We start from the raw sequence: 18,184 nt of genomic DNA, 5'->3' as shown, positions 1-18,184 counted from the left end.
GCCGTACCTCTTTTTATAATCTCTAGTTACCAGACTGCTACTTGACCATCAGTTCTTGGCTCTGTTCCGCCGGAAAGGACACCTGTTTCTGGGTCTCTCCAAATAATTTGCCCGCGACCAAATCCACCCTCATCAAAGGCAATTTGAACGTCATGTCCACGAGCTGCAAGTGCTCTAGTAATTTCTAGTGGGAAACCTGACTCCACCTGAACTTGTTTCTCTTTTGTCCAAAGCCATCTCGGTGCATCTAATGCAGCTTGAGGGTTTAATCCAAAGTCAATCGTATTCATGATCACTTGCACATGCCCCTGTGGTTGCATAAAACCACCCATTACCCCGAATGGACCCACTGCGTCGTTTCCTTTTGTGAGGAAACCAGGAATAATCGTATGATAGGTTTTCCGTCCTGGCTTTAAGTAATTATGGTGTTTCTCATCAAGCGAGAAATTATGTCCGCGATTCTGCATTCCGATCCCTGTTCCCGGAACAACAATACCCGATCCAAATCCCATATAGTTACTTTGAATAAACGAAACCATATTTCCTTCTCCATCCGCTGTTGCTAAATACACGGTTCCGCCACTTGGTGGTGTTCCAGGCTCAGGCATAATTGCTTCTTCACCGATCAAAGACCTTCTTTCAGCAGCATACTCCTCTGATAGAAGAACCTCCGTAGACACTTTCATATCTCTTGAATCAGTGATATAAGCCATACCATCCACAAATGCTAGTTTCATAGCTTCAATTTGTTTGTGATACGTATCTACAGAGTCTTTTACCTGAAAATCAAAGCCTTTAAGAATATTCAATGCTTCAAGAGCGATTAATCCTTGTCCATTCGGTGGGATCTCCCAGACATCATAGCCTTTGTATTCAGACTTGATCGGCTCTACCCATTCAGGTTGGTAAGCAGCAAGATCTTCCTTCGTTAAATGACCTTTGTGCTTAGCAAAAAAAGCATCAATTTCATCTGCAATTTCTCCTGTATAAAAAGCCTCAGCGTTCGTTTCAGCAATCAATCGCAATGTTTTAGCATGTCCAGGAGACCTCCAAATCTCTCCTGCCTTTGGTGCATGACCATTCGGCGTAAACGTTTCGAACCAATGTTTAAATTCGTCACCTGTCAGTTTTTTTCGGAAGCTAGCTGCTGCCTTCGCCCAATATTTTGCGAGAGTTGGTGACACCGGATACCCATTTTCAGCGTACTCAATGGCTGGTGCTAACACATCTTTTAAAGAAAGCTTCCCAAACTTCCTTGAAAGCTCTGCCCATCCTCGAGGAGTTCCTGGAACAGTAACTGGAAGTACCCCGTAAGTTGGAAGCTCCTCTGTATAACCTGCTTCTTTTACAGCTTCGGGAGTTAATCCCATCGGCGCTTGTCCGCTCGCATTTAGACCATGTAACTTCCCATCTGTCCACACCAAAGCAAAGGCATCTGAGCCAATCCCATTAGAGGTTGGTTCTACTACGGTTAAACAAGCAGCCGTTGCAATTGCCGCATCAATGGCATTTCCCCCTGCTTTTATAATATCCAAACCAGCTTGAGCAGCTAAAGGTTGAGATGTTGCTACCATTCCTTTTTTCCCGTATACTACATTTCTTTTTGAGGCATATGGATACGTATGATCAGTCAATATCTTCACTCCAATAGTTTAGTTGTCTCTTGCATATGTATAGATAAAGTATAGAGGGTATCATTGAATTTGTCCAAATTGCGAAATAGTTCAAACAAAAAAGAAGACATTGTACTTTATCTTAGAGCTCCGGTGCGACGCTACATAAAAAAAGATGAACAGTCCAATGTATGCACTGTTCATCTTTTGCTTTGTTTAGATTCTTTCTCTATAACTTTTTCAAGCCTCCTGGTAAAAGGCGGTTAACAGCTACTAATCGACTACCACTTAACGCAAGCATTAATGAGCTTGCAAGTAAAACTAGGTCTAATTCATATCCTCCAAGAAATCCAGCACTTAATTTCACCTGATAGATGGCCACGCCCATGATTATAGCAAATACTATACTCACAACCCGTGTAAACAGACCAATAATTAATGCCAAACCACCGAGAACTTCAGCAAATGTAACAACATAGGCAAGAAAACCTGGGAATCCCATGTCAACAAATGAAGCGACGGTTCCTTCAATCCCTCCGTTAAATTTATCCAATCCATGAATAAGAAAGGTTATACCAACCACAATTCTAAGTAAAAGTAATCCAATCTCAGTTTTCATTTTTTAACAAATCCTTTCCAACAATAATATCTGCTAGTTTGCTATAACATAGCCAAAAAGAAAAGTACGCACTTTTTGGTGCCAAAGTATCCTTAATATACTAATTGATTTATAGGGACTCAAACAAGCGGTCAGAAATCTTTACATAATTTTTATAGAATTTTAGTAGAATTCACTCATTTTTTTGATACCATTTAGATAGAGACAATTAGTCAATCTACTTGTCTACTATAATAAAAACCAATGGAGGTAGTTTATGGATAGCGTCTCAAAATGGCGATCGTCGAGCATCCTTTCGATTGTTGCTGCATTGTTTTTGATCTTTTCATTTTCGAATCAAGCGAAAGCAAATGAAGAATTGGATCTTACCATTCTACATACAAATGATATTCATGCAACCTTTGATGAATATGCAAAGGTGTCTGCTTATGTAAAGCAGCAACGTGCAGCATCCGATCATTTCCTTTATCTTGATGCCGGTGATGCTGTTAGTGGTAATCCCGTAGTTGATTTAAATTTAGGCAAACCAATTTATGAAGTCTTTAATTTAGCTGGTGTTGATGCGTTTACTCTTGGAAACCATGAGTTCGACTTTGGTCAGGAAGCATTCTCAGCAAATGCTGCTTTATCTGAATTCCCATGGCTAGCTGCCAATATGGATGTTGGTGAGACAGATGTAGAGCAACCAAAACCATATGAAATTTTTGATGTTGATGGTTTGTCAGTAGCTATATTTGCCATTACTCAAGCTCCACCTGCAACAGCTCCTGCTAATACAGTCGGACTAGACTTTGACAGTAATTATGCAGAAGTAGCGAAAAGCTATCAAAGTGAATTAGAAGAGCAAGCAGATGTAATTGTTGCCCTTACTCACATTGGATTTGATTATGATAGACGACTAGCTGAACAAGTTGATTACTTTGATGTGATCATTGGCGGTCATTCACATACTACACTAAATGCACCTAATGTTGTGAATGGTACCCCGATTGTTCAAACAGGATCAAACCTAAACAATGTTGGAAAAGTAACACTTACGTATGATCAATCAACAGATGCTGTTACAAATACATCTGGTAGTCTTGTATCCGTCTCTTCTTTAACTGATATTGATGAAGAAGTACAAGCAGTAATTGATGGCTACAACGACGACATGGAAGACCTTCTTGGTGAGGTAGTAGGAACATCTACGAATGGCTTAACAAGAGATGGACGTTTTAATGGCGATGCTCCTCTAGGTAACTTCTGGACGGATGCAATGCGCGATATGTCGGATACGGATATCTCATTAACAAACAATGGTGGAATTCGTGCCAGTATTGATGCTGGTGACGTTACACTAGGAAACATCTACCAAATTGAACCATTTGCAAACGAAATCATGGTCTATGAAATGACAGGTCAAGCGATTAAAGATGTAATTGAGTATTCGTACTCTCGTGATAATCGTAATGAAATTGACTTACAAGTTTCAGGTATGAATTACAATATTCTTACCGGACCAACTGGAAGCTATCAAGATGCAACACTTACTGTTAATAATGAACCGATTAATCTAGATGAAACCTATACAGTTGCTGTTGCCAACTATATCGGAACTGGCGGATCTGGCTATCATTTTGAAGGAACCGTTATCTCTGAAACAGTTGGACTTATGACAGAAGCTATGAAAAACTATGCGTTAAAGCTTACAGCTGAAGGACAAACACTTGATTACTCAAGAGAAGGCCGCATTAGACTATCTGTTGATCCAACGGCTCCATTACCAGGTGAGATCATTGGTTCTACAGAAACTGGGCTCTTCTCTTCAAACAAAAATAAAAATGATGTAGGACTAGGAAATCTATACACAGACTCTATCCGTGCAAAAGCCGGAACAGATATTGGTTTGTTAAACGGATCTTCTGTCACTGGTGAAATCCTACCTGGTCCCATAACTGACCAGCAAATCGAATCATTAGATGGATTTGGGAATGTCATTGTTTCAGTGGAAGCACCAGGTTCAAGAATTAAAGAAGTCATTCTAGAACAAGCGAAATACCGTCGTGGTGTGGATGTTCAAGTTTCCGGACTTGAATATAACTTAATCACTGATAACGGCGCTGTAACGGATATTGAGATATCACTTGAAAATGGAGAGACATTTGACCTTAACGCAACCTATACCGTTGCGTACAATGATTACATGCACGGAGCAAATTTCTATAACTTAAATTCAGAAACAATTGAGTCTGATCTAGGTCCTGTATGGACCTCTGTAGTGGATTACATCACAGAGCAAGAGGCTCCAATTAATCATGAAGAAGGAAGCCGTATTACGATTGATGGCGAAGGCTCTGGCGAAGATCCAACTGGTTCAAAATCAGTAGCAGATGCCATTGCTAATAATAGCGGTTCTGCAAAAGTAAAAGGCTATATCGTAGGTTCCATTGTCAATTCATCACCTATAATTGGTGAAGGCACACACGCTCCTTCTAACCTCTTACTAGCTGACTCACCGGACGAAACAGATCGTTCAAAAATGCTACCTGTTCAACTTGTGAACGGAACAGCTGTCCGTAATGGATTGAATCTACCTTCACACCCTGAGAATCTTGGCAAATTAATCACTGTAACAGGTTCACTTGAAGCATACTTCTCCACACCAGGAATGAGAGCTCCTACTACCTTCACATTTGAAGTAGAAGAAGAGCCAGAAGTACCGGAAGAACCTGAAGCTCCAATTTGCGAATTTGAAGCATGGGATGCTGCTAGCACATATGTAGCAGGAGATAAAATTGAGTACGAAGGTAACTTTTACGAAGCACAATGGTGGACTCAAAACCAAAATCCTACTGACCACTCTGGTAACTGGGAAGTTTGGCAAAAAGTCTCCGATTGCTATGAACAACCAGAAGGACCACAAGAATGGAACGAAAAAACCATCTACGACACTGGAGACCAGGTCACAGTAGATGGCCAAGTATATGAAGCCAAGTGGTGGACTCAAGGTCAAGATCCACAAGACAACTCTGGAACATGGGAAGTCTGGAAAAAGATCAATGACTCAGAACCAGAAGGACCCCAAGAATGGGATGCATCAGCCATCTACACAACAGGCGACCGCGCCCTGCTTGATGACAAACTATACGAAGCCAAATGGTGGACTCAAGGCCAGAGCCCTAAGGACAACTCTGGTGAGTGGGACGTTTGGAAGGAAATAACGGAATAACGGAAGATAAAACCAGTACGTACCTTTTGTGAGGTGCGTACTGTTTTTTATATTTTTGGGTTGTAAATATGTGTTGGGTAGAAGCCTTGCATGTAGAAAGGAACTTCTCGCATGTCGGTTTTGCTATCTTGCATGTCTTAACTAGCTGCCGCATGTAAGAATTGAATGCTCGCATGTCAAGACTATAAGCTCCCATGTCCCGAACCTACTCTTTTACCCATTCCTCAAGCATATCATTAAATGAAGCAGGGTCAGCAAGCGAAAACCCATGCTTAACATTAGGAATAATAGCTAGCCTCGCCTCAGGTACTGCCCGCTTAAGCTTCCCTACAGACCTTTTCAGGAGCTTCTCCTCTTTCTCCCCTATCGTGATAAGCATTTTTCCTAGATAGCGGTCTAATCCCTTAGGTAGATCAAATTGCAAATTCTCCTTCATAATCATGCGAAGCTCAACATTCGTTACCCGTTTTGCTCCCTCATAATATCTTTCAAAGTATTGCTCATTAATATAAAGCTCCTTCGCTTGTTTCATCGAAAAAGATCTACTTTTAGGAAGCAAATTAAAGACAGGTAAAAGCGGAACAACCAGTTTTTGAAGAATTGGTTTAGGATCAATTAACCCACTATTAACCATCACATGACTAAAAAACTCCGGCTCTCTCGCACACATCTCAACAGAAATTTGAGCTCCCATAGAAAACCCAACAAGAATCACCTGCTGCCCCTCTGAGATTTGTTTACGCAGCTCCTGAATAAATGTTTCTGACCAATAACTTATTAATTGCTGCTCACTAAACTGATAGGTTGGAACGATACAATAATAAGATTGCTTAAAATACTCAACCTGTTTATCCCACATCCATCCCCCTACTCCCGCTCCATGTATAAACATCATAATTGGTTTCGATGAATCTCCATAATATGAATAGCTCATGCTTCACCTCTAGATTAAGTTAATACTTAAATTATATCCTATCAACGGTTGAGATCATGGTATAATTTTGAAAATAAATATTTGATTGAGGTGCATGGATGAGAAAAATGTTGCCCTGCTTTACCTTGGCTCTTTTTTTATGCGGCTGCAATTTAGACATGACAACATTTAACTCAAACAACCAACATGAAACAGACTATCAGCCTTACCTCAATATAAATGGTAAGACATATATCTCGCTGTACTCGAATGATGAATCAGTTTTTACAAAAGATCTATTAATTGGTGAGGTCTTAAGGAACGTACCTATTGATGAAAATACAGATGACGATTTTAGTTCGAATTATTTAGAGAAAGGAACTGAGATCTATTCTGTAAAAGAAAATCTCGACGCATATCTTGTGGAGGATGCGACTAATGACCAGATTAGGATTTACCATACATCAGAGGATATGGAGAAAGTAGAAGAGTTAGTAGATGCAGAAACGAATGAATAGTGCGTACTCAGGAAAAAGAGTGTCCAATTGATAATTGGACACTCTTTTCTTACGTTCAAGCCTGAGACAAGCTCTTAAAGACATTACAGAAGATGTTGAAGACAATATGAATGTAATAGTTAGTGAAACTTAAAGATATGCTGCAACTTAGTCTTGCTAAACATTGCTTTTATCTTGTTAATAATTGAAAAGCACTTGGTCACCAGCAGAGGACCTTAGTAAATATTGATTCGGTCTGACTAATTCTTGAATACCCCTTAATAACATTGCCTCCCTCTTGCTAAAGCATCTATCTACCTTGATATAACATAATTCCCTCTTGATAAGAGTCTTCTCCACCTGAAAATTTCATGTGAATTTTCATTTTATATAATAGGACAACCCCATTTATGGAGAAACTAAAATAAGAACCAAAAATCCATTTAGAGAGGAGCAGACTTCATGAAGTTCTACTTTAAAAAGGAGGATGGTAATACCAATCGAACAAAAGAAACAATAGTCGAGATCCCAGCCCATTTCATAATCGCCTTAGCTGCGGCTGCTACAAGTGTTGTGTCTTTAATATTTAATCTTTAGAGTGGAATATTTAAATATCAAAAAAACGTTTCTCACTTAGTGAGAAACGTTTCATTTTAACCTATAATACCGGTGGCCGGGGTCGAACCGGCACTCCAGAGGAACACGATTTTGAGTCGTGCTTGAAGTTTTGAGAGCCAAAACTACTGCTATTATATTGTTAATCAATAATCTCTTGAAATCGTGTCGTACGACCTATTAGTTTAAGTTCCATCATAGCTACTATTTGTTTCAAATTAATTACATGTTTGAACATACAAATTTACTATATTCTTTTTCAAAAATCAAATGAACATCATATATACTGGATATCAATCCAATTTCAATTGCTCATATTTCAAAGCATTTTTTGTCAAATTTCTTTCTTCATTTACTTTACTATTGATATTTTCCTTATAGTAAAGTGCTGAGACTTCCATGAATTTTTTTGTTAAAGATTCTTTATCCAAACCTAACGAAACAAATTTTTTAACCAATTGAGCTAATTCGTCTTCTAAGTCCGCTGAATTAATAAATTCATTATTTTTCTCGTTATAAATTTCTTTTATTGATGAGAACCGTCGCGCCTTTCCCTCATATTCTAGTTTTACTACACCTTCACTACTACCTATGACAAATAATGGTGACCATTTGTATTTAAGATTCTCAAGTACACCCTCCCAAGTGCCACTTAACTTCTGTCCAGATATCTTTGAAGAAGCAATTAGTAATGCATCTGACGGTGCATGAATATATTTATTTCTTTGCATTGCATAATGTCCTGTAAAAGAAGCATTAAGCCTTTGAGTAGACATTAAAAGTAACTTTCCATTTAGGATATAATCACGTATCGTACTTTTTTTCACCCATTTTGCTAAACCCTCAGCAGGGAAAATCACTGCCTTTCCACCGTTTTTCAAATTGGCTTCAACAGCTGTAGTATCAATACCTCTTGCTCCGCCTGATATAATTACAATTCCATTTAGAGCAGATTCTTTTGCGACTTCAACTGTTTTTAACAATTCTGTTTCATTAGCGTCCCTAGCACCAACAACACCCATAGTTGAACCTAATAATATGGATGGATCACCTGCATAATAGAAAAAAGATGGAAGAAATTTTTGTGTTAGTTTTTTTAATCTAGCTGGCATTTGAGAACGAAACATAATACCGTAACCTTGGTTAACAATTTCCTGTAACTCAATCATAGAAAGTCCAAGCTTTTGACGAGCAATAACTTTTTTAATAATCCTATCTTTCTGTGCCTCAGTTGCTTGTGTTAGTAACGTAAATAATTCTTTAGAATTTATTTTAAACAGTATTTCAGGTTGCATTTCTTGCTCACTTAATGATTTTACAACTGTATTCCACTCTATAATTGTTAAAGGTGTTGTTTTAGTCTGAGCTAGTTGCGCACAAAATAAGTATGTAGCAATTTCATTATTTGAAAACTTCATGTAAACCACCTCACATTAATCACTACCACTAGTGTCTGCCAGCGCAAACGGTGTAACAGTTATAATATCATATTTTTCACAAAGAAGTTCAGTAGCTACTGTAAAAGTCCATCTTGAATCTACAAAATCATCAACTAAAAGTACATGGTAATTACTTAGATCAATATCTTCTTTTATATATAAATAATCACGAATACTTTGTTCTTGCAGTGTTCTATTTAAAAGTGTCTTCTGTTCCGGTTCATTCTCTCTCTTTGCTAGTATATGTGCATAAAAACATTGTAATTTGGTTGCTAGTCTATTTGCAAACTCTGGTACTAGTTGTGGTCTACGATTCGAAGGTATAGGCACAATTACTAATTTCTCTATATTAATATTCTTTTCTTTTAAGAAACGTTTTAGCTTATCTGCTGAAGCCTTCACAAGTAAATTTGAAAATTCACCCGTTCTGTATTTACCATCACTAGCCAATCGACCTAATTCCTCATGGTAATAGCTTAAAGCTAGTCCTACTTGGTAAGTATATTCTAATTTACCCTGTTTAGATGTTTTCATCCGAGGGTCAATCTTAATAAAATTCATTTCAAAAAAATCGGAAACATTTTTAATTTCATTTGTCGTTAGATTATCCTCAGTAAAGCTCCAATCCCTCCCTAAACAAGTGCTACAATTTCCACAACGAATAGAATTAGAATCATTAAGTGCCCTTGTAAGAAACATCATTTGACATTCCTCTGTTCTTTGGAACTCTAGTAATTCGTTATATTCTAGAATTTTTTTCTCAATAACTGATTCATAATAATTTTGTTGTGAGTTATAAAGCTTCAAACTACAAGAATAGTTGTTTTTAGAGTCCTTTTCTATAAATCCATCAATTAATAATAACTTTATAATTTGATTGATAATACTAGAATTTATATTTACATTTCCCTCAATTGTCGATAATTTTACACCATCATTCTCTTTCAAGAAATCTAATATTAAATTAATATGTACTTCTTTTGGAAAAGAATTATAGATAAAATGCTCATTTATTTTACTTTCATCTTCACCACCATAAAGTAAAACACATACCGCTTGTTCTATATTTCGACCGGCTCTACCTATTTGCTGATAATGTTCAACAATCGATTTAGGTGAGTAATAATGGAAAACAAATTCAATATCTTCTTTATCAAACCCCATTCCAAGTGCAATCGTAGACACTAGAACCTTAAGATTGTTGTTAATTAACTGATTCTCTAAATCAATCTTTACTTCTTCTTTAAGATTACCGTGATATGCATGTGCATCAAATCCATTATAACGAAGCCATATAGCGAGACGCTCACACTCTTTAATTGTCGTAGCATAAATAATACCAGAACCATTCATATTTTTTAGATTCTTAACAATCCAAGCGTATTTTTCTTTTGATGTTGGGAGTTCTAGCTTGTGCAAGTAAAGTGAATCTCGCTGTAAATCGCCTCGAATAACCTCACACCTTCCTAACTGAGTAACTATATCATTAACTACTCGATCATTAGCTGTTGCTGTAGTTGCTAAAACAGGAATATTCATTGGTAAAATATCAATAAGAGATTTGATACGTCTATAATCCGGACGGAAATCATGTCCCCAATCTGATATACAATGAGCTTCATCAACAACAAACAAACCAACTTTAAGTTCTGATAGAAGGTTAACAAATCCCTTGTTCTGTAACTGTTCTGGGGTAATAAAGAGTACATCACAATCCCCAGTATTACAACGATTTATAATTTCCTTCTTTGCCTTTATTGATTTGTTAAATTGATAATTAATACATTCTGCATTCAATCCATATTTCTCCGTACTTTCAATCTGATTTCTTGTAAGTGCCAACAATGGACTAATAATTAGGGTGACACCATCTCCACGCTCTCGTATTATCTTAGTGGCTAAAAAATAAACTAAGCTCTTTCCCCAACCTGTTTTTTGGACAACAAGAACACGCTCCCCCTTGACAATTCGATCTATTGCTTTTTCCTGACCATTACGATAAGTTGCTCCATGACCAAAAACTTTTTCCAATTCTTTGAGATACATTATTTTTCACCCTTTCATAACCAACTAGTTAATTATTTTTATATTCGTATTTTTGAAGTTAAATTAGTCTGCTTTAAGTAGCTTACCTTTTTCAAATTGATATTCATATGTATTGAATATGAAAGTTACCAAAGTCTTGGCTGAATTAACAACTAATAATGCATGATGTCTATCTATCTTATATTTCGGTATATGCGAGTCCCCTTGCATATTACGTATCTCAGAAATTCCATTAACTATTTTTATAAGGCCAGTTAATACTTCTTTTAATGATTTATCTAAATGAGGGTCACGTGGATTTAAATTCAAGTTTTTTCTAACCTCTGTAAATAATGAAGGCAGATCATATTTTTTTTTGTCTATTTCTTCAGGAAACCTATTTATTATTTCTTTACAAACCCCTTCTACTAACGTTTTAGCACTTGTAACTGCCCCTGAATAATCTGCTATATTGATACGATCTTCACACTTCGAGATAGATTCCAATATATGAATAAAGGTTAATTCTTTAGGTACTTCACATTCAACATGAATAATTTTAACATCTATTTGTTCTTCTTCTAGATAGTCTATGAACTCATTAAAACTAAGAATGATGTGAGAATTAATTGTATAAAGATTTTCCTCATATTCTAAATTTGAAGTTAGGTAATTTACAGCTTCTTCAATACTCCTGCTTGTTCTTAGAAATAGTGGCATGGAAAAGCTATCTTTAAGTGGTATTAACCTTTTAATTATATTTCTACAATCTTTAAATAACGAATCAGCTTTGACAGTCTCTTTAAATGGGTCAGCATCATTATTAAAATACTCTGATATAGCCATTTTTAAGTTGTTCTTAGAAACCTCTAAAGTTTCAATTGCATTCATATATCATTAAACCTCCTATCTATTTTAGAGTTTCAAAACCCTAAGATTATGCCTAATGCATAAGTACAAATAATTTAATAAAAATAGTAATATTATTCAAAGCGTATTTCATAAGATTACTTAGAAAAATAATCATAGCATGTATACACGCGCATACTATTGTCTTTTAAGTAGATAATTTATTAATTCACACGGTAGTATAATTAACATGGATTGGACGGATGATAGTGCTTACAAGAATAATTACGGGTATCTTTTTTAATAAGGTCAAAACTACCCCCTACATTTTTAGTTTTGATTTGAGATGTAGTATAAGCGTTTGCAGGTGAGATATATAGCTACTTTTACAGAGCTTGTAATATGTGAAACAACATATTTCTTTTTCAATACTATTACAATTATACCATATAAAATAGTATAAAAAACAAGAACCCATCTCGTGACAGGCTCTTATTGCTATGACAAAAAAATGATCTTCTAAGAATATATTAAGAGGTATCTTGTATTTTCTAGTCGTAGTTAATATCTTGAATAATCCTCAAGTTAACGCTGTACTCGGTTGGAAAAGTTCCGGCTACTTTGGCTTGTGCTAATCGATCGTATAAAAGTCTAGTACTATTCTCCATTACTAATTGATACTCTGTTCCTTTAAATATTGCATGTTCTGGTTTCTTCTTGCCACCAAGTTCTAAAAGAAGTTTAGAGTTATCTTTAGGTTTAATTAATTTACTATTGAAATTATCCTGTATTCTTTCAGCTAAGTTCTTCACAATTTCTACATGTTTCACTTTAAATTCATTAATAAAGCTACTCTTCATATCATCTTTAACTTCATAACCATCACTAATTAGATCTATTTTTTTTGTTTCATACACATACATAATCCCTATTGAATTAAGATAGGTTTGTTCCTCTCTTCTGTACTGTAAAACTTTGTACTTGTTAGGTTTAAATAAGATGTCGACTATTAACACATCGTGTTTTTCTCGCAACTCATTCATCTTAGTTTTAATTTCATCAGCTATTTTAATATCTAGTGCATAGTGCTCTCTATTAGCATTCATGGTAACTGCATTCAAAAAAGTTTTGTACCTAATTATATTTTCCTCAGACATTCTTTTTAGTATACTATTTAAATTATCATGGATTCTTTTAGATTCTTTTGAAACTATATGCCAAAACATCGAGTAGCCTATTTTATATTTCGAAAGTAAATTATCGTAATGTTTTTTTTGCTCTGTTGAGACCTTAACCTTGCTAGCGTAATATAACGTATTACTTGTTAATTCAAGGTTGTGAGCAAAAGATGAAATTGTGTTGGAAAATGTTTTATTGTTTTGTTTTAAATGTATTACAACTAAATCTCTAACAACACTTTCATAGAGGATTTGCCCTTTTCCATTATCTTTTCTATTATCTTTTTTTCTTATAGACTGTTCTCTTTTACCACTACAGCTTATAATTCTATCTGCACCTTTCCCTGAAATCTTAACATCAGTCCAATCAATATCTAAATTTAAGAGCAACTGTTTAGTTTGATTTGCACCTAAATTACCTTTACCTTTTTTACTCTTAGCTTCTCTTTCATAAAAATGTTTTCTTAGTGCACTATTACTATAAGCACTATTTACAGCCTCTTCTAAGGTATATATATGTGTTTTATTTAACAAGTTATCAATTCCTTTATTAACTATTTTTGAACAAGAATCGATTACTATAATTAAAAGAATACTATTATATAATAGGAAGCAATTTTTGTTCAAAAATTATTTTTCTAAGTAATTTATTCAAGAACTCTCTGTTAGCGATGTTTTTGGCGTTACCTTTTTGCATCGCAACAATTGTTAATTTTTGAGGTACGAACAAATTACAATTGCTTGTGTAAAAAGGTATCAATATACATTTGCCTTCAAAAAGAGTAATCATAGTAATAAGAGAAAGTTAACCACTGTATATTGAATAAAATTATCCTTTTATTAAAGTTAATCACTTACTTCATACTCATTAAGCATCTTATACAGAGTCGTCCTGCTAACACCTAATTCTTTAGCAAACTTTGTCTTATTAATTTCTCTGTTCATATATTTTATCTGTAATGCCTTGAATCTATCATCTATAACGATTGCTTTTCTACCTCTGTACTTACCTTGCTTCTTAGCAATTGCAATTCCTTCACGCTGTCGTTCTAACATATTCATTCTTTCAAACTCATTAATTGCTCCTATCATAGTAAGCATTAATTTCCCTTGTGGTGTTGAGGTATTAATATTCTCTTTTAATGATATCAATGTGACATTTTTCTTTTTCATTAACTCCACTAAATCAAGTAAATCTTTTGTACTTCTAGCTAGTCTTGAGAAATCATTTATAACAACTGTATCGCCTTCACGAGTATACTCTAGCATTGCTTGTAATTGTTTTCTTCCCTTATCTTTTGCACTTACTTTCTCAATAAACCACTTGTCTATATTGGAGCGTTCTTCAATTGCTTTTATCTGTCGTAAATCATTTTGATCAACTGTTGAAACCCTAACATAGCTTATGACCTTTCCTTTATGCATTGCCATGCCTCCTCTGAGAATTAAGTATATTTTACCATAATGTTCATATAAAGTCCTTAATGTAACTTGCAATTTGTTCATTAATTATAAATTAAACTTTATTTGAACGAAATATAAAGATAATAATATGTTCATTTAAATCATGGTCTAGATGCACATACATTTAATGCAATTGATATTAACTTATATCATTCTCTTTTTTAATTTAGTGCTCTATGTCTATATTTTTCATAAAAAAGACGTAATCTATTTCTAGACTACGCCTTCTGTATTTTATTGGTTTTCATTGTCTCTCATAGCATATATAGAGACGAGTTCCTACATTATTTGTATCGTCATTGATTCTGTTAGGATCTGTAACTCCCCTTACTTCAGGGCTCTGAGTCTCTGCCCTAACAACACGTTCTCTTTGCCTACGAGCTCTATTTTCTCTATCTTTTTGTCTTCTTAAATCTCTCTCCATATCACTCATAATTTCGTTATCAAATGCTTCCTGTAGAGATCTTTTTATTTGAGTACTTGTAACTGTACCTTCAATTGTTCCATTTCTACGATTACTGGCACGCTCATTAACTTTTTCAAAGAAAAACATACATTGCTCTAAATGCTTACTATCAGGCCATGTTCTAAAGTGGCTTCTATTATTCTCTTTATAAACATAGGACACTTGAGCAGGACAACTTGGCGTAGTACAAAACAAGTTACCTTTAAATTGATCTGAATATTCGCCAGGAGTAATATCATTAATTGATATGAATCGATTTTGATCTTTAAGTAATGCTTCTGTAATCCTCGCCATTTATTAGCTCACCACCGTAAAGTATTCTAAATCTTTAAAAATAAAAAATACAAACATAGGAATTTAGAATCATTTTAAAACATTACTAATACAACAACTAATTAGCTATATACTAACATATTACTCCGGTATATAACAATAAATTACTTTTTCCCCAATTTTAATAGATAGTGAAATTACCTGCTAGGTTGGATATTTTTTAGTGGAGAGAAGGACTTATGCTTTTCAATAACATCATCGCTAAATAAATTAACATAAACTCTTACCATATCCATAGATGTATGACCCAGGATCTGCTGAAGTTCAAATATTCCAGCTCCGTTCTTAACGCTTAATTTAGCGAAGGTATGTCTAAAAGTATGACATGAGCATCTAACGCCTTTTATTATAGCTTGCTTACCATAGAAAGTTACTCTGTTCTGATATTGCCTCTTAGACATTGCCTTTCCATCAAGTGTTACAAACAAAGAATCACTATCCAATCTCCCTCGAACCTGAATATATTTCTGTAATTGAGTTTTCATTTTATTTTGGATTGGTACTAGCCTCTCTTTATATGTTTTTGTATTCCTAATATGAAGTTTTGATTCATTCCACATTATATCTTGTACACATATCCCCTCAAGCTCACTTACTCGTATACCAGTTTCTAGCAGTACGAGCATGAAAGTATAATCCCTTACACCCACAAATGATCGTAAGTTCGGCTGATTAAATATTTGATCTAACTGTGACGTTGTAAATGTCTCTACTACTTTTCTACGATCTTTGAGTAAGCTAATCTCACTCAAAGGATTACTGCTAATATGCCTCTCTCTATGTAAAAAATTAAAGAATGCTCTTACTGCCCTTAACCTAGTATTGATTGTTACTGTTTGTAAGCCTTTTTCTTTCATGGTTAAGATTATTGTTTTTATGTCATCTCGATTAACATGGCTTGGTTCTGGATTAATTTCATTTTCTTTTAATAGTTTGTACAATGCTGATAGCTCATTTTTATAATATTGAATAGTTTGTGGCCTTAAATTTCTTATTTCACAATCATCAATAAAAAAAGTAAGAGCGGTTTTAAAATTTATATCTTTTACTACTTTTACAGTTTTAATAACAGATAACTCTTCTACTGATAATTCATTTGAACGTCTCGTCATTTTAGATCTCTCCTTAAGTTTTGACAGGAACGCACACGATTTCTTGAATACGATCTTTTAGTAACAATCGTCTTAGAATAAACAAAAAACGCTTCCTACACAATGTAAGAAACGTTGATTTAATAGCCTATTAGCTATCAATATAATACCGGTGGCCGGGGTCGAACCGGCACTCCAGAGGAACACGATTTTGAGTCGTGCGCGTCTGCCAATTCCGCCACACCGGCAAAAAATGGCGCGCCCGAGAGGAGTCGAACCTCTAACCGCTTGATTCGTAGTCAAGTACTCTATCCAGTTGAGCTACGGGCGCAAATATAAAGATGATGCCGAGGGCCGGACTTGAACCGGCACGGTAATCACTTACCGCAGGATTTTAAGTCCTGTGTGTCTGCCCATTCCACCACCCCGGCAGGCAGAAAAAAATAAAAAAGGCGGTACCCGGATTTGAACCGGGGATAAGGGTTTTGCAGACCCGTGCCTTACCACTTGGCTATACCGCCGTAAAAAAAGAAGAAAAGCGGAAGACGAGATTCGAACTCGCGACCCCCACCTTGGCAAGGTGATGTTCTACCACTGAACTACTTCCGCAAAAAAAATGGCTGGGCTACCTGGGATCGAACCAGGGAATGACGGAATCAAAATCCGTTGCCTTACCGCTTGGCTATAGCCCAAAAAGGGCGACTGATGGGAATTGAACCCACGAATGCCGGAATCACAATCCGGTGCGTTAACCACTTCGCCACAATCGCCATATTTTTTATATCGTTTAAGTTTTAATTGGCAGGGGCAGTAGGAATTGAACCCACACCGGAGGTTTTGGAGACCTCTGTTCTACCTTTAAACTATGCCCCTAAATGGTGGAGGGGGGCAGATTCGAACTGCCGAACCCGTAGGGAGCGGATTTACAGTCCGCCGCGTTTAGCCACTTCGCTACCCCTCCAAAGCAATAACAATGATACACAAGTTCAATCTTTTAGTCAACAGCTACTTGACTATGTGTAGTGGTGCCGGCCAGAGGACTTGAACCCCCAACCTACTGATTACAAGTCAGTTGCTCTACCAATTGAGCTAGGCCGGCAAATGGTGGCTCAGGACAGAATCGAACTGCCGACACACGGATTTTCAGTCCGTTGCTCTACCAACTGAGCTACTAAGCCACACTATCTTATTCAAATAAAAATGGCGGTCTGGACGGGACTCGAACCCGCGACCTCCTGCGTGACAGGCAGGCATTCTAACCAACTGAACTACCAGACCAATAGTAATTGCGGGGGGAGGATTTGAACCTCCGACCTTCGGGTTATGAGCCCGACGAGCTACCGAACTGCTCCACCCCGCGTCGTTATAAAGTCACTATATGATTCTTTTTAAAAATGGTGGAGGATGACGGGCTCGAACCGCCGACCCTCTGCTTGTAAGGCAGATGCTCTCCCAGCTGAGCTAATCCTCCTGGGTAATAGTTATGTATAAAAAGTTTATTGGTGACCCGTACGGGAATCGAACCCGTGATACCGCCGTGAAAGGGCGGTGTCTTAACCGCTTGACCAACGGGCCACTTTATATAGGTAAGCTGGCGGAGAGCGAGGGATTCGAACCCTCGAGACGGTTCTACACCGCCTACACGATTTCCAATCGTGCTCCTTCGGCCAAACTCGGACAGCTCTCCAGATATGGCTCCACAGGTAGGACTCGAACCTACGACCGATCGGTTAACAGCCGATTGCTCTACCACTGAGCTACTGTGGAATAATAACAGCCCGGCAACGTTCTACTCTCGCAGGGGGAAGCCCCCAACTACCATTGACGCAGAAGAGCTTAACGGCCGTGTTCGGCATGGGAACGGGTGTGAC

Annotated in this window: 13 protein-coding genes, 17 tRNA genes and 1 rRNA gene; 3 read left to right on the top strand and 28 right to left on the bottom strand. The window is 36.5% G+C overall.

The annotated features are described in order from the left end of the window. Positions 1–26: 26 nt before the first annotated feature. Together J2S05_RS00155 and J2S05_RS00150 are read right to left on the bottom strand one after the other, a co-directional pair. Entirely contained in the window at positions 27–1,574 is a 1,548-nt protein-coding gene (locus J2S05_RS00155; RefSeq protein WP_306981015.1) for a gamma-glutamyltransferase family protein, read from the bottom strand. A 268-nt stretch (positions 1,575–1,842) separates the two neighbouring features. Beyond that, the gene (locus J2S05_RS00150; protein ID WP_306978780.1) at positions 1,843–2,232 is read right to left on the bottom strand and encodes a DoxX family protein; all 390 of its coding nucleotides are present in this window, start codon (positions 2,230–2,232) and stop codon (positions 1,843–1,845) included. Positions 2,233–2,488: 256 nt separating this feature from the next. Between J2S05_RS00150 and J2S05_RS00145 the strand changes: the two genes are divergently transcribed. Beyond that, on the top strand, positions 2,489–5,443 hold the full coding sequence (locus J2S05_RS00145; protein ID WP_306978778.1) for a 5'-nucleotidase C-terminal domain-containing protein: 2,955 nt from the start codon (positions 2,489–2,491) through the stop codon (positions 5,441–5,443). 205 nt (positions 5,444–5,648) lie between these two features. Here the strand turns inward: J2S05_RS00145 and J2S05_RS00140 are convergent, their stop codons facing one another. Further along, the gene (locus J2S05_RS00140; RefSeq protein ID WP_306978777.1) at positions 5,649–6,377 is read right to left on the bottom strand and encodes an alpha/beta fold hydrolase; all 729 of its coding nucleotides are present in this window, start codon (positions 6,375–6,377) and stop codon (positions 5,649–5,651) included. Between the two features lie 98 nt (positions 6,378–6,475). Between J2S05_RS00140 and J2S05_RS00135 the strand changes: the two genes are divergently transcribed. Together J2S05_RS00135 and J2S05_RS00130 are read left to right on the top strand one after the other, a co-directional pair. Continuing rightward, positions 6,476–6,874 carry a hypothetical protein gene (locus J2S05_RS00135; RefSeq protein ID WP_306978775.1) on the top strand — a complete coding sequence of 133 codons (399 nt, stop codon included), beginning with the start codon at positions 6,476–6,478 and terminating at the stop codon, positions 6,872–6,874. A gap of 441 nt (positions 6,875–7,315) precedes the next feature. Continuing rightward, positions 7,316–7,450: a hypothetical protein gene (locus tag J2S05_RS00130; protein ID WP_306978773.1), complete on the top strand. Its 135-nt coding sequence runs from the start codon at positions 7,316–7,318 to the stop codon at positions 7,448–7,450. Positions 7,451–7,761: 311 nt separating this feature from the next. On the opposite strand, the gene J2S05_RS00125 is transcribed toward J2S05_RS00130, so the two are convergent. The 25 genes from J2S05_RS00125 to rrf all read right to left on the bottom strand — a co-directional run. Further along, the gene (locus J2S05_RS00125; RefSeq protein WP_306978771.1) at positions 7,762–8,886 is read right to left on the bottom strand and encodes a DNA-processing protein DprA; all 1,125 of its coding nucleotides are present in this window, start codon (positions 8,884–8,886) and stop codon (positions 7,762–7,764) included. Between the two features lie 15 nt (positions 8,887–8,901). After that, positions 8,902–10,953, bottom strand: a complete 2,052-nt coding sequence (locus J2S05_RS00120; RefSeq protein WP_306978769.1) for a RecQ family ATP-dependent DNA helicase — start codon at positions 10,951–10,953, stop codon at positions 8,902–8,904. A gap of 63 nt (positions 10,954–11,016) precedes the next feature. Continuing rightward, on the bottom strand, positions 11,017–11,823 hold the full coding sequence (locus J2S05_RS00115; RefSeq protein ID WP_306978767.1) for an abortive infection family protein: 807 nt from the start codon (positions 11,821–11,823) through the stop codon (positions 11,017–11,019). Positions 11,824–12,332: 509 nt separating this feature from the next. Further along, positions 12,333–13,493: a hypothetical protein gene (locus tag J2S05_RS00110; protein WP_306978766.1), complete on the bottom strand. Its 1,161-nt coding sequence runs from the start codon at positions 13,491–13,493 to the stop codon at positions 12,333–12,335. A gap of 312 nt (positions 13,494–13,805) precedes the next feature. After that, on the bottom strand, positions 13,806–14,384 hold the full coding sequence (locus tag J2S05_RS00105; protein WP_306978764.1) for a recombinase family protein: 579 nt from the start codon (positions 14,382–14,384) through the stop codon (positions 13,806–13,808). Positions 14,385–14,667: 283 nt separating this feature from the next. Continuing rightward, positions 14,668–15,183, bottom strand: coding sequence for a hypothetical protein (locus tag J2S05_RS00100; protein WP_306978762.1), 516 nt, complete (start codon positions 15,181–15,183; stop codon positions 14,668–14,670). Positions 15,184–15,359: 176 nt separating this feature from the next. Next, on the bottom strand, positions 15,360–16,334 hold the full coding sequence (locus J2S05_RS00095) for a tyrosine-type recombinase/integrase (protein WP_306978761.1): 975 nt from the start codon (positions 16,332–16,334) through the stop codon (positions 15,360–15,362). A 146-nt stretch (positions 16,335–16,480) separates the two neighbouring features. Continuing rightward, a tRNA-Leu gene (locus J2S05_RS00090) sits at positions 16,481–16,561 on the bottom strand. Positions 16,562–16,567: 6 nt separating this feature from the next. Beyond that, positions 16,568–16,644, bottom strand: a tRNA-Arg gene (locus tag J2S05_RS00085). Positions 16,645–16,658: 14 nt separating this feature from the next. Further along, positions 16,659–16,744, bottom strand: a tRNA-Leu gene (locus J2S05_RS00080). A 19-nt stretch (positions 16,745–16,763) separates the two neighbouring features. Further along, positions 16,764–16,834 (bottom strand) — tRNA-Cys (locus J2S05_RS00075). Between the two features lie 16 nt (positions 16,835–16,850). After that, positions 16,851–16,922 (bottom strand) — tRNA-Gly (locus J2S05_RS00070). Positions 16,923–16,930: 8 nt separating this feature from the next. Continuing rightward, positions 16,931–17,005, bottom strand: a tRNA-Gln gene (locus J2S05_RS00065). 5 nt (positions 17,006–17,010) lie between these two features. Continuing rightward, positions 17,011–17,083 (bottom strand) — tRNA-His (locus J2S05_RS00060). Between the two features lie 29 nt (positions 17,084–17,112). After that, positions 17,113–17,186 (bottom strand) — tRNA-Trp (locus J2S05_RS00055). Positions 17,187–17,189: 3 nt separating this feature from the next. After that, a tRNA-Tyr gene (locus J2S05_RS00050) sits at positions 17,190–17,274 on the bottom strand. A 62-nt stretch (positions 17,275–17,336) separates the two neighbouring features. Beyond that, positions 17,337–17,412, bottom strand: a tRNA-Thr gene (locus tag J2S05_RS00045). Between the two features lie 3 nt (positions 17,413–17,415). Then, positions 17,416–17,491, bottom strand: a tRNA-Phe gene (locus J2S05_RS00040). 23 nt (positions 17,492–17,514) lie between these two features. Next, a tRNA-Asp gene (locus J2S05_RS00035) sits at positions 17,515–17,591 on the bottom strand. Between the two features lie 8 nt (positions 17,592–17,599). Continuing rightward, a tRNA-Met gene (locus J2S05_RS00030) sits at positions 17,600–17,673 on the bottom strand. 35 nt (positions 17,674–17,708) lie between these two features. Continuing rightward, positions 17,709–17,784 (bottom strand) — tRNA-Val (locus J2S05_RS00025). Positions 17,785–17,813: 29 nt separating this feature from the next. Further along, positions 17,814–17,888 (bottom strand) — tRNA-Glu (locus tag J2S05_RS00020). Positions 17,889–17,905: 17 nt separating this feature from the next. Further along, positions 17,906–18,000: transfer RNA gene (locus J2S05_RS00015), tRNA-Ser, on the bottom strand. Between the two features lie 5 nt (positions 18,001–18,005). After that, a tRNA-Asn gene (locus J2S05_RS00010) sits at positions 18,006–18,080 on the bottom strand. 9 nt (positions 18,081–18,089) lie between these two features. After that, positions 18,090–18,184, bottom strand: a 5S ribosomal RNA gene (gene rrf / locus J2S05_RS00005); the annotation flags it as partial.

The sequence above is a fragment of the Alkalicoccobacillus murimartini genome (assembly GCF_030813245.1).
In the GTDB taxonomy this organism is placed as follows: Bacteria; Bacillota; Bacilli; order Bacillales; family Bacillaceae_D; genus Alkalicoccobacillus; species Alkalicoccobacillus murimartini.
The sequence above is the reverse complement of the archived record's forward strand: the minus strand, read 5'-3'. Positions and strand labels throughout refer to the sequence as shown.

What these genes read in the sequence shown, in the direction of transcription:
- J2S05_RS00135 (WP_306978775.1), top strand. Translation starts at nt 6,476, where the DNA reads ATGAGAAAAATGTTGCCCTGCTTTACCTTGGCTCTTTTTTTATGCGGC.
- J2S05_RS00130 (WP_306978773.1), top strand. Translation starts at nt 7,316, where the DNA reads ATGAAGTTCTACTTTAAAAAGGAGGATGGTAATACCAATCGAACAAAA.
- J2S05_RS00120 (WP_306978769.1), bottom strand. Translation starts at nt 10,953, where the DNA reads ATGTATCTCAAAGAATTGGAAAAAGTTTTTGGTCATGGAGCAACTTAT.
- J2S05_RS00115 (WP_306978767.1), bottom strand. Translation starts at nt 11,823, where the DNA reads ATGAATGCAATTGAAACTTTAGAGGTTTCTAAGAACAACTTAAAAATG.
- J2S05_RS00105 (WP_306978764.1), bottom strand. Translation starts at nt 14,384, where the DNA reads ATGCATAAAGGAAAGGTCATAAGCTATGTTAGGGTTTCAACAGTTGAT.
- J2S05_RS00100 (WP_306978762.1), bottom strand. Translation starts at nt 15,183, where the DNA reads ATGGCGAGGATTACAGAAGCATTACTTAAAGATCAAAATCGATTCATA.
- J2S05_RS00140 (WP_306978777.1), bottom strand. Translation starts at nt 6,377, where the DNA reads ATGAGCTATTCATATTATGGAGATTCATCGAAACCAATTATGATGTTT.
- J2S05_RS00150 (WP_306978780.1), bottom strand. Translation starts at nt 2,232, where the DNA reads ATGAAAACTGAGATTGGATTACTTTTACTTAGAATTGTGGTTGGTATA.
- J2S05_RS00095 (WP_306978761.1), bottom strand. Translation starts at nt 16,334, where the DNA reads ATGACGAGACGTTCAAATGAATTATCAGTAGAAGAGTTATCTGTTATT.
- J2S05_RS00125 (WP_306978771.1), bottom strand. Translation starts at nt 8,886, where the DNA reads ATGAAGTTTTCAAATAATGAAATTGCTACATACTTATTTTGTGCGCAA.
- J2S05_RS00145 (WP_306978778.1), top strand. Translation starts at nt 2,489, where the DNA reads ATGGATAGCGTCTCAAAATGGCGATCGTCGAGCATCCTTTCGATTGTT.
- J2S05_RS00155 (WP_306981015.1), bottom strand. Translation starts at nt 1,574, where the DNA reads ATGGTAGCAACATCTCAACCTTTAGCTGCTCAAGCTGGTTTGGATATT.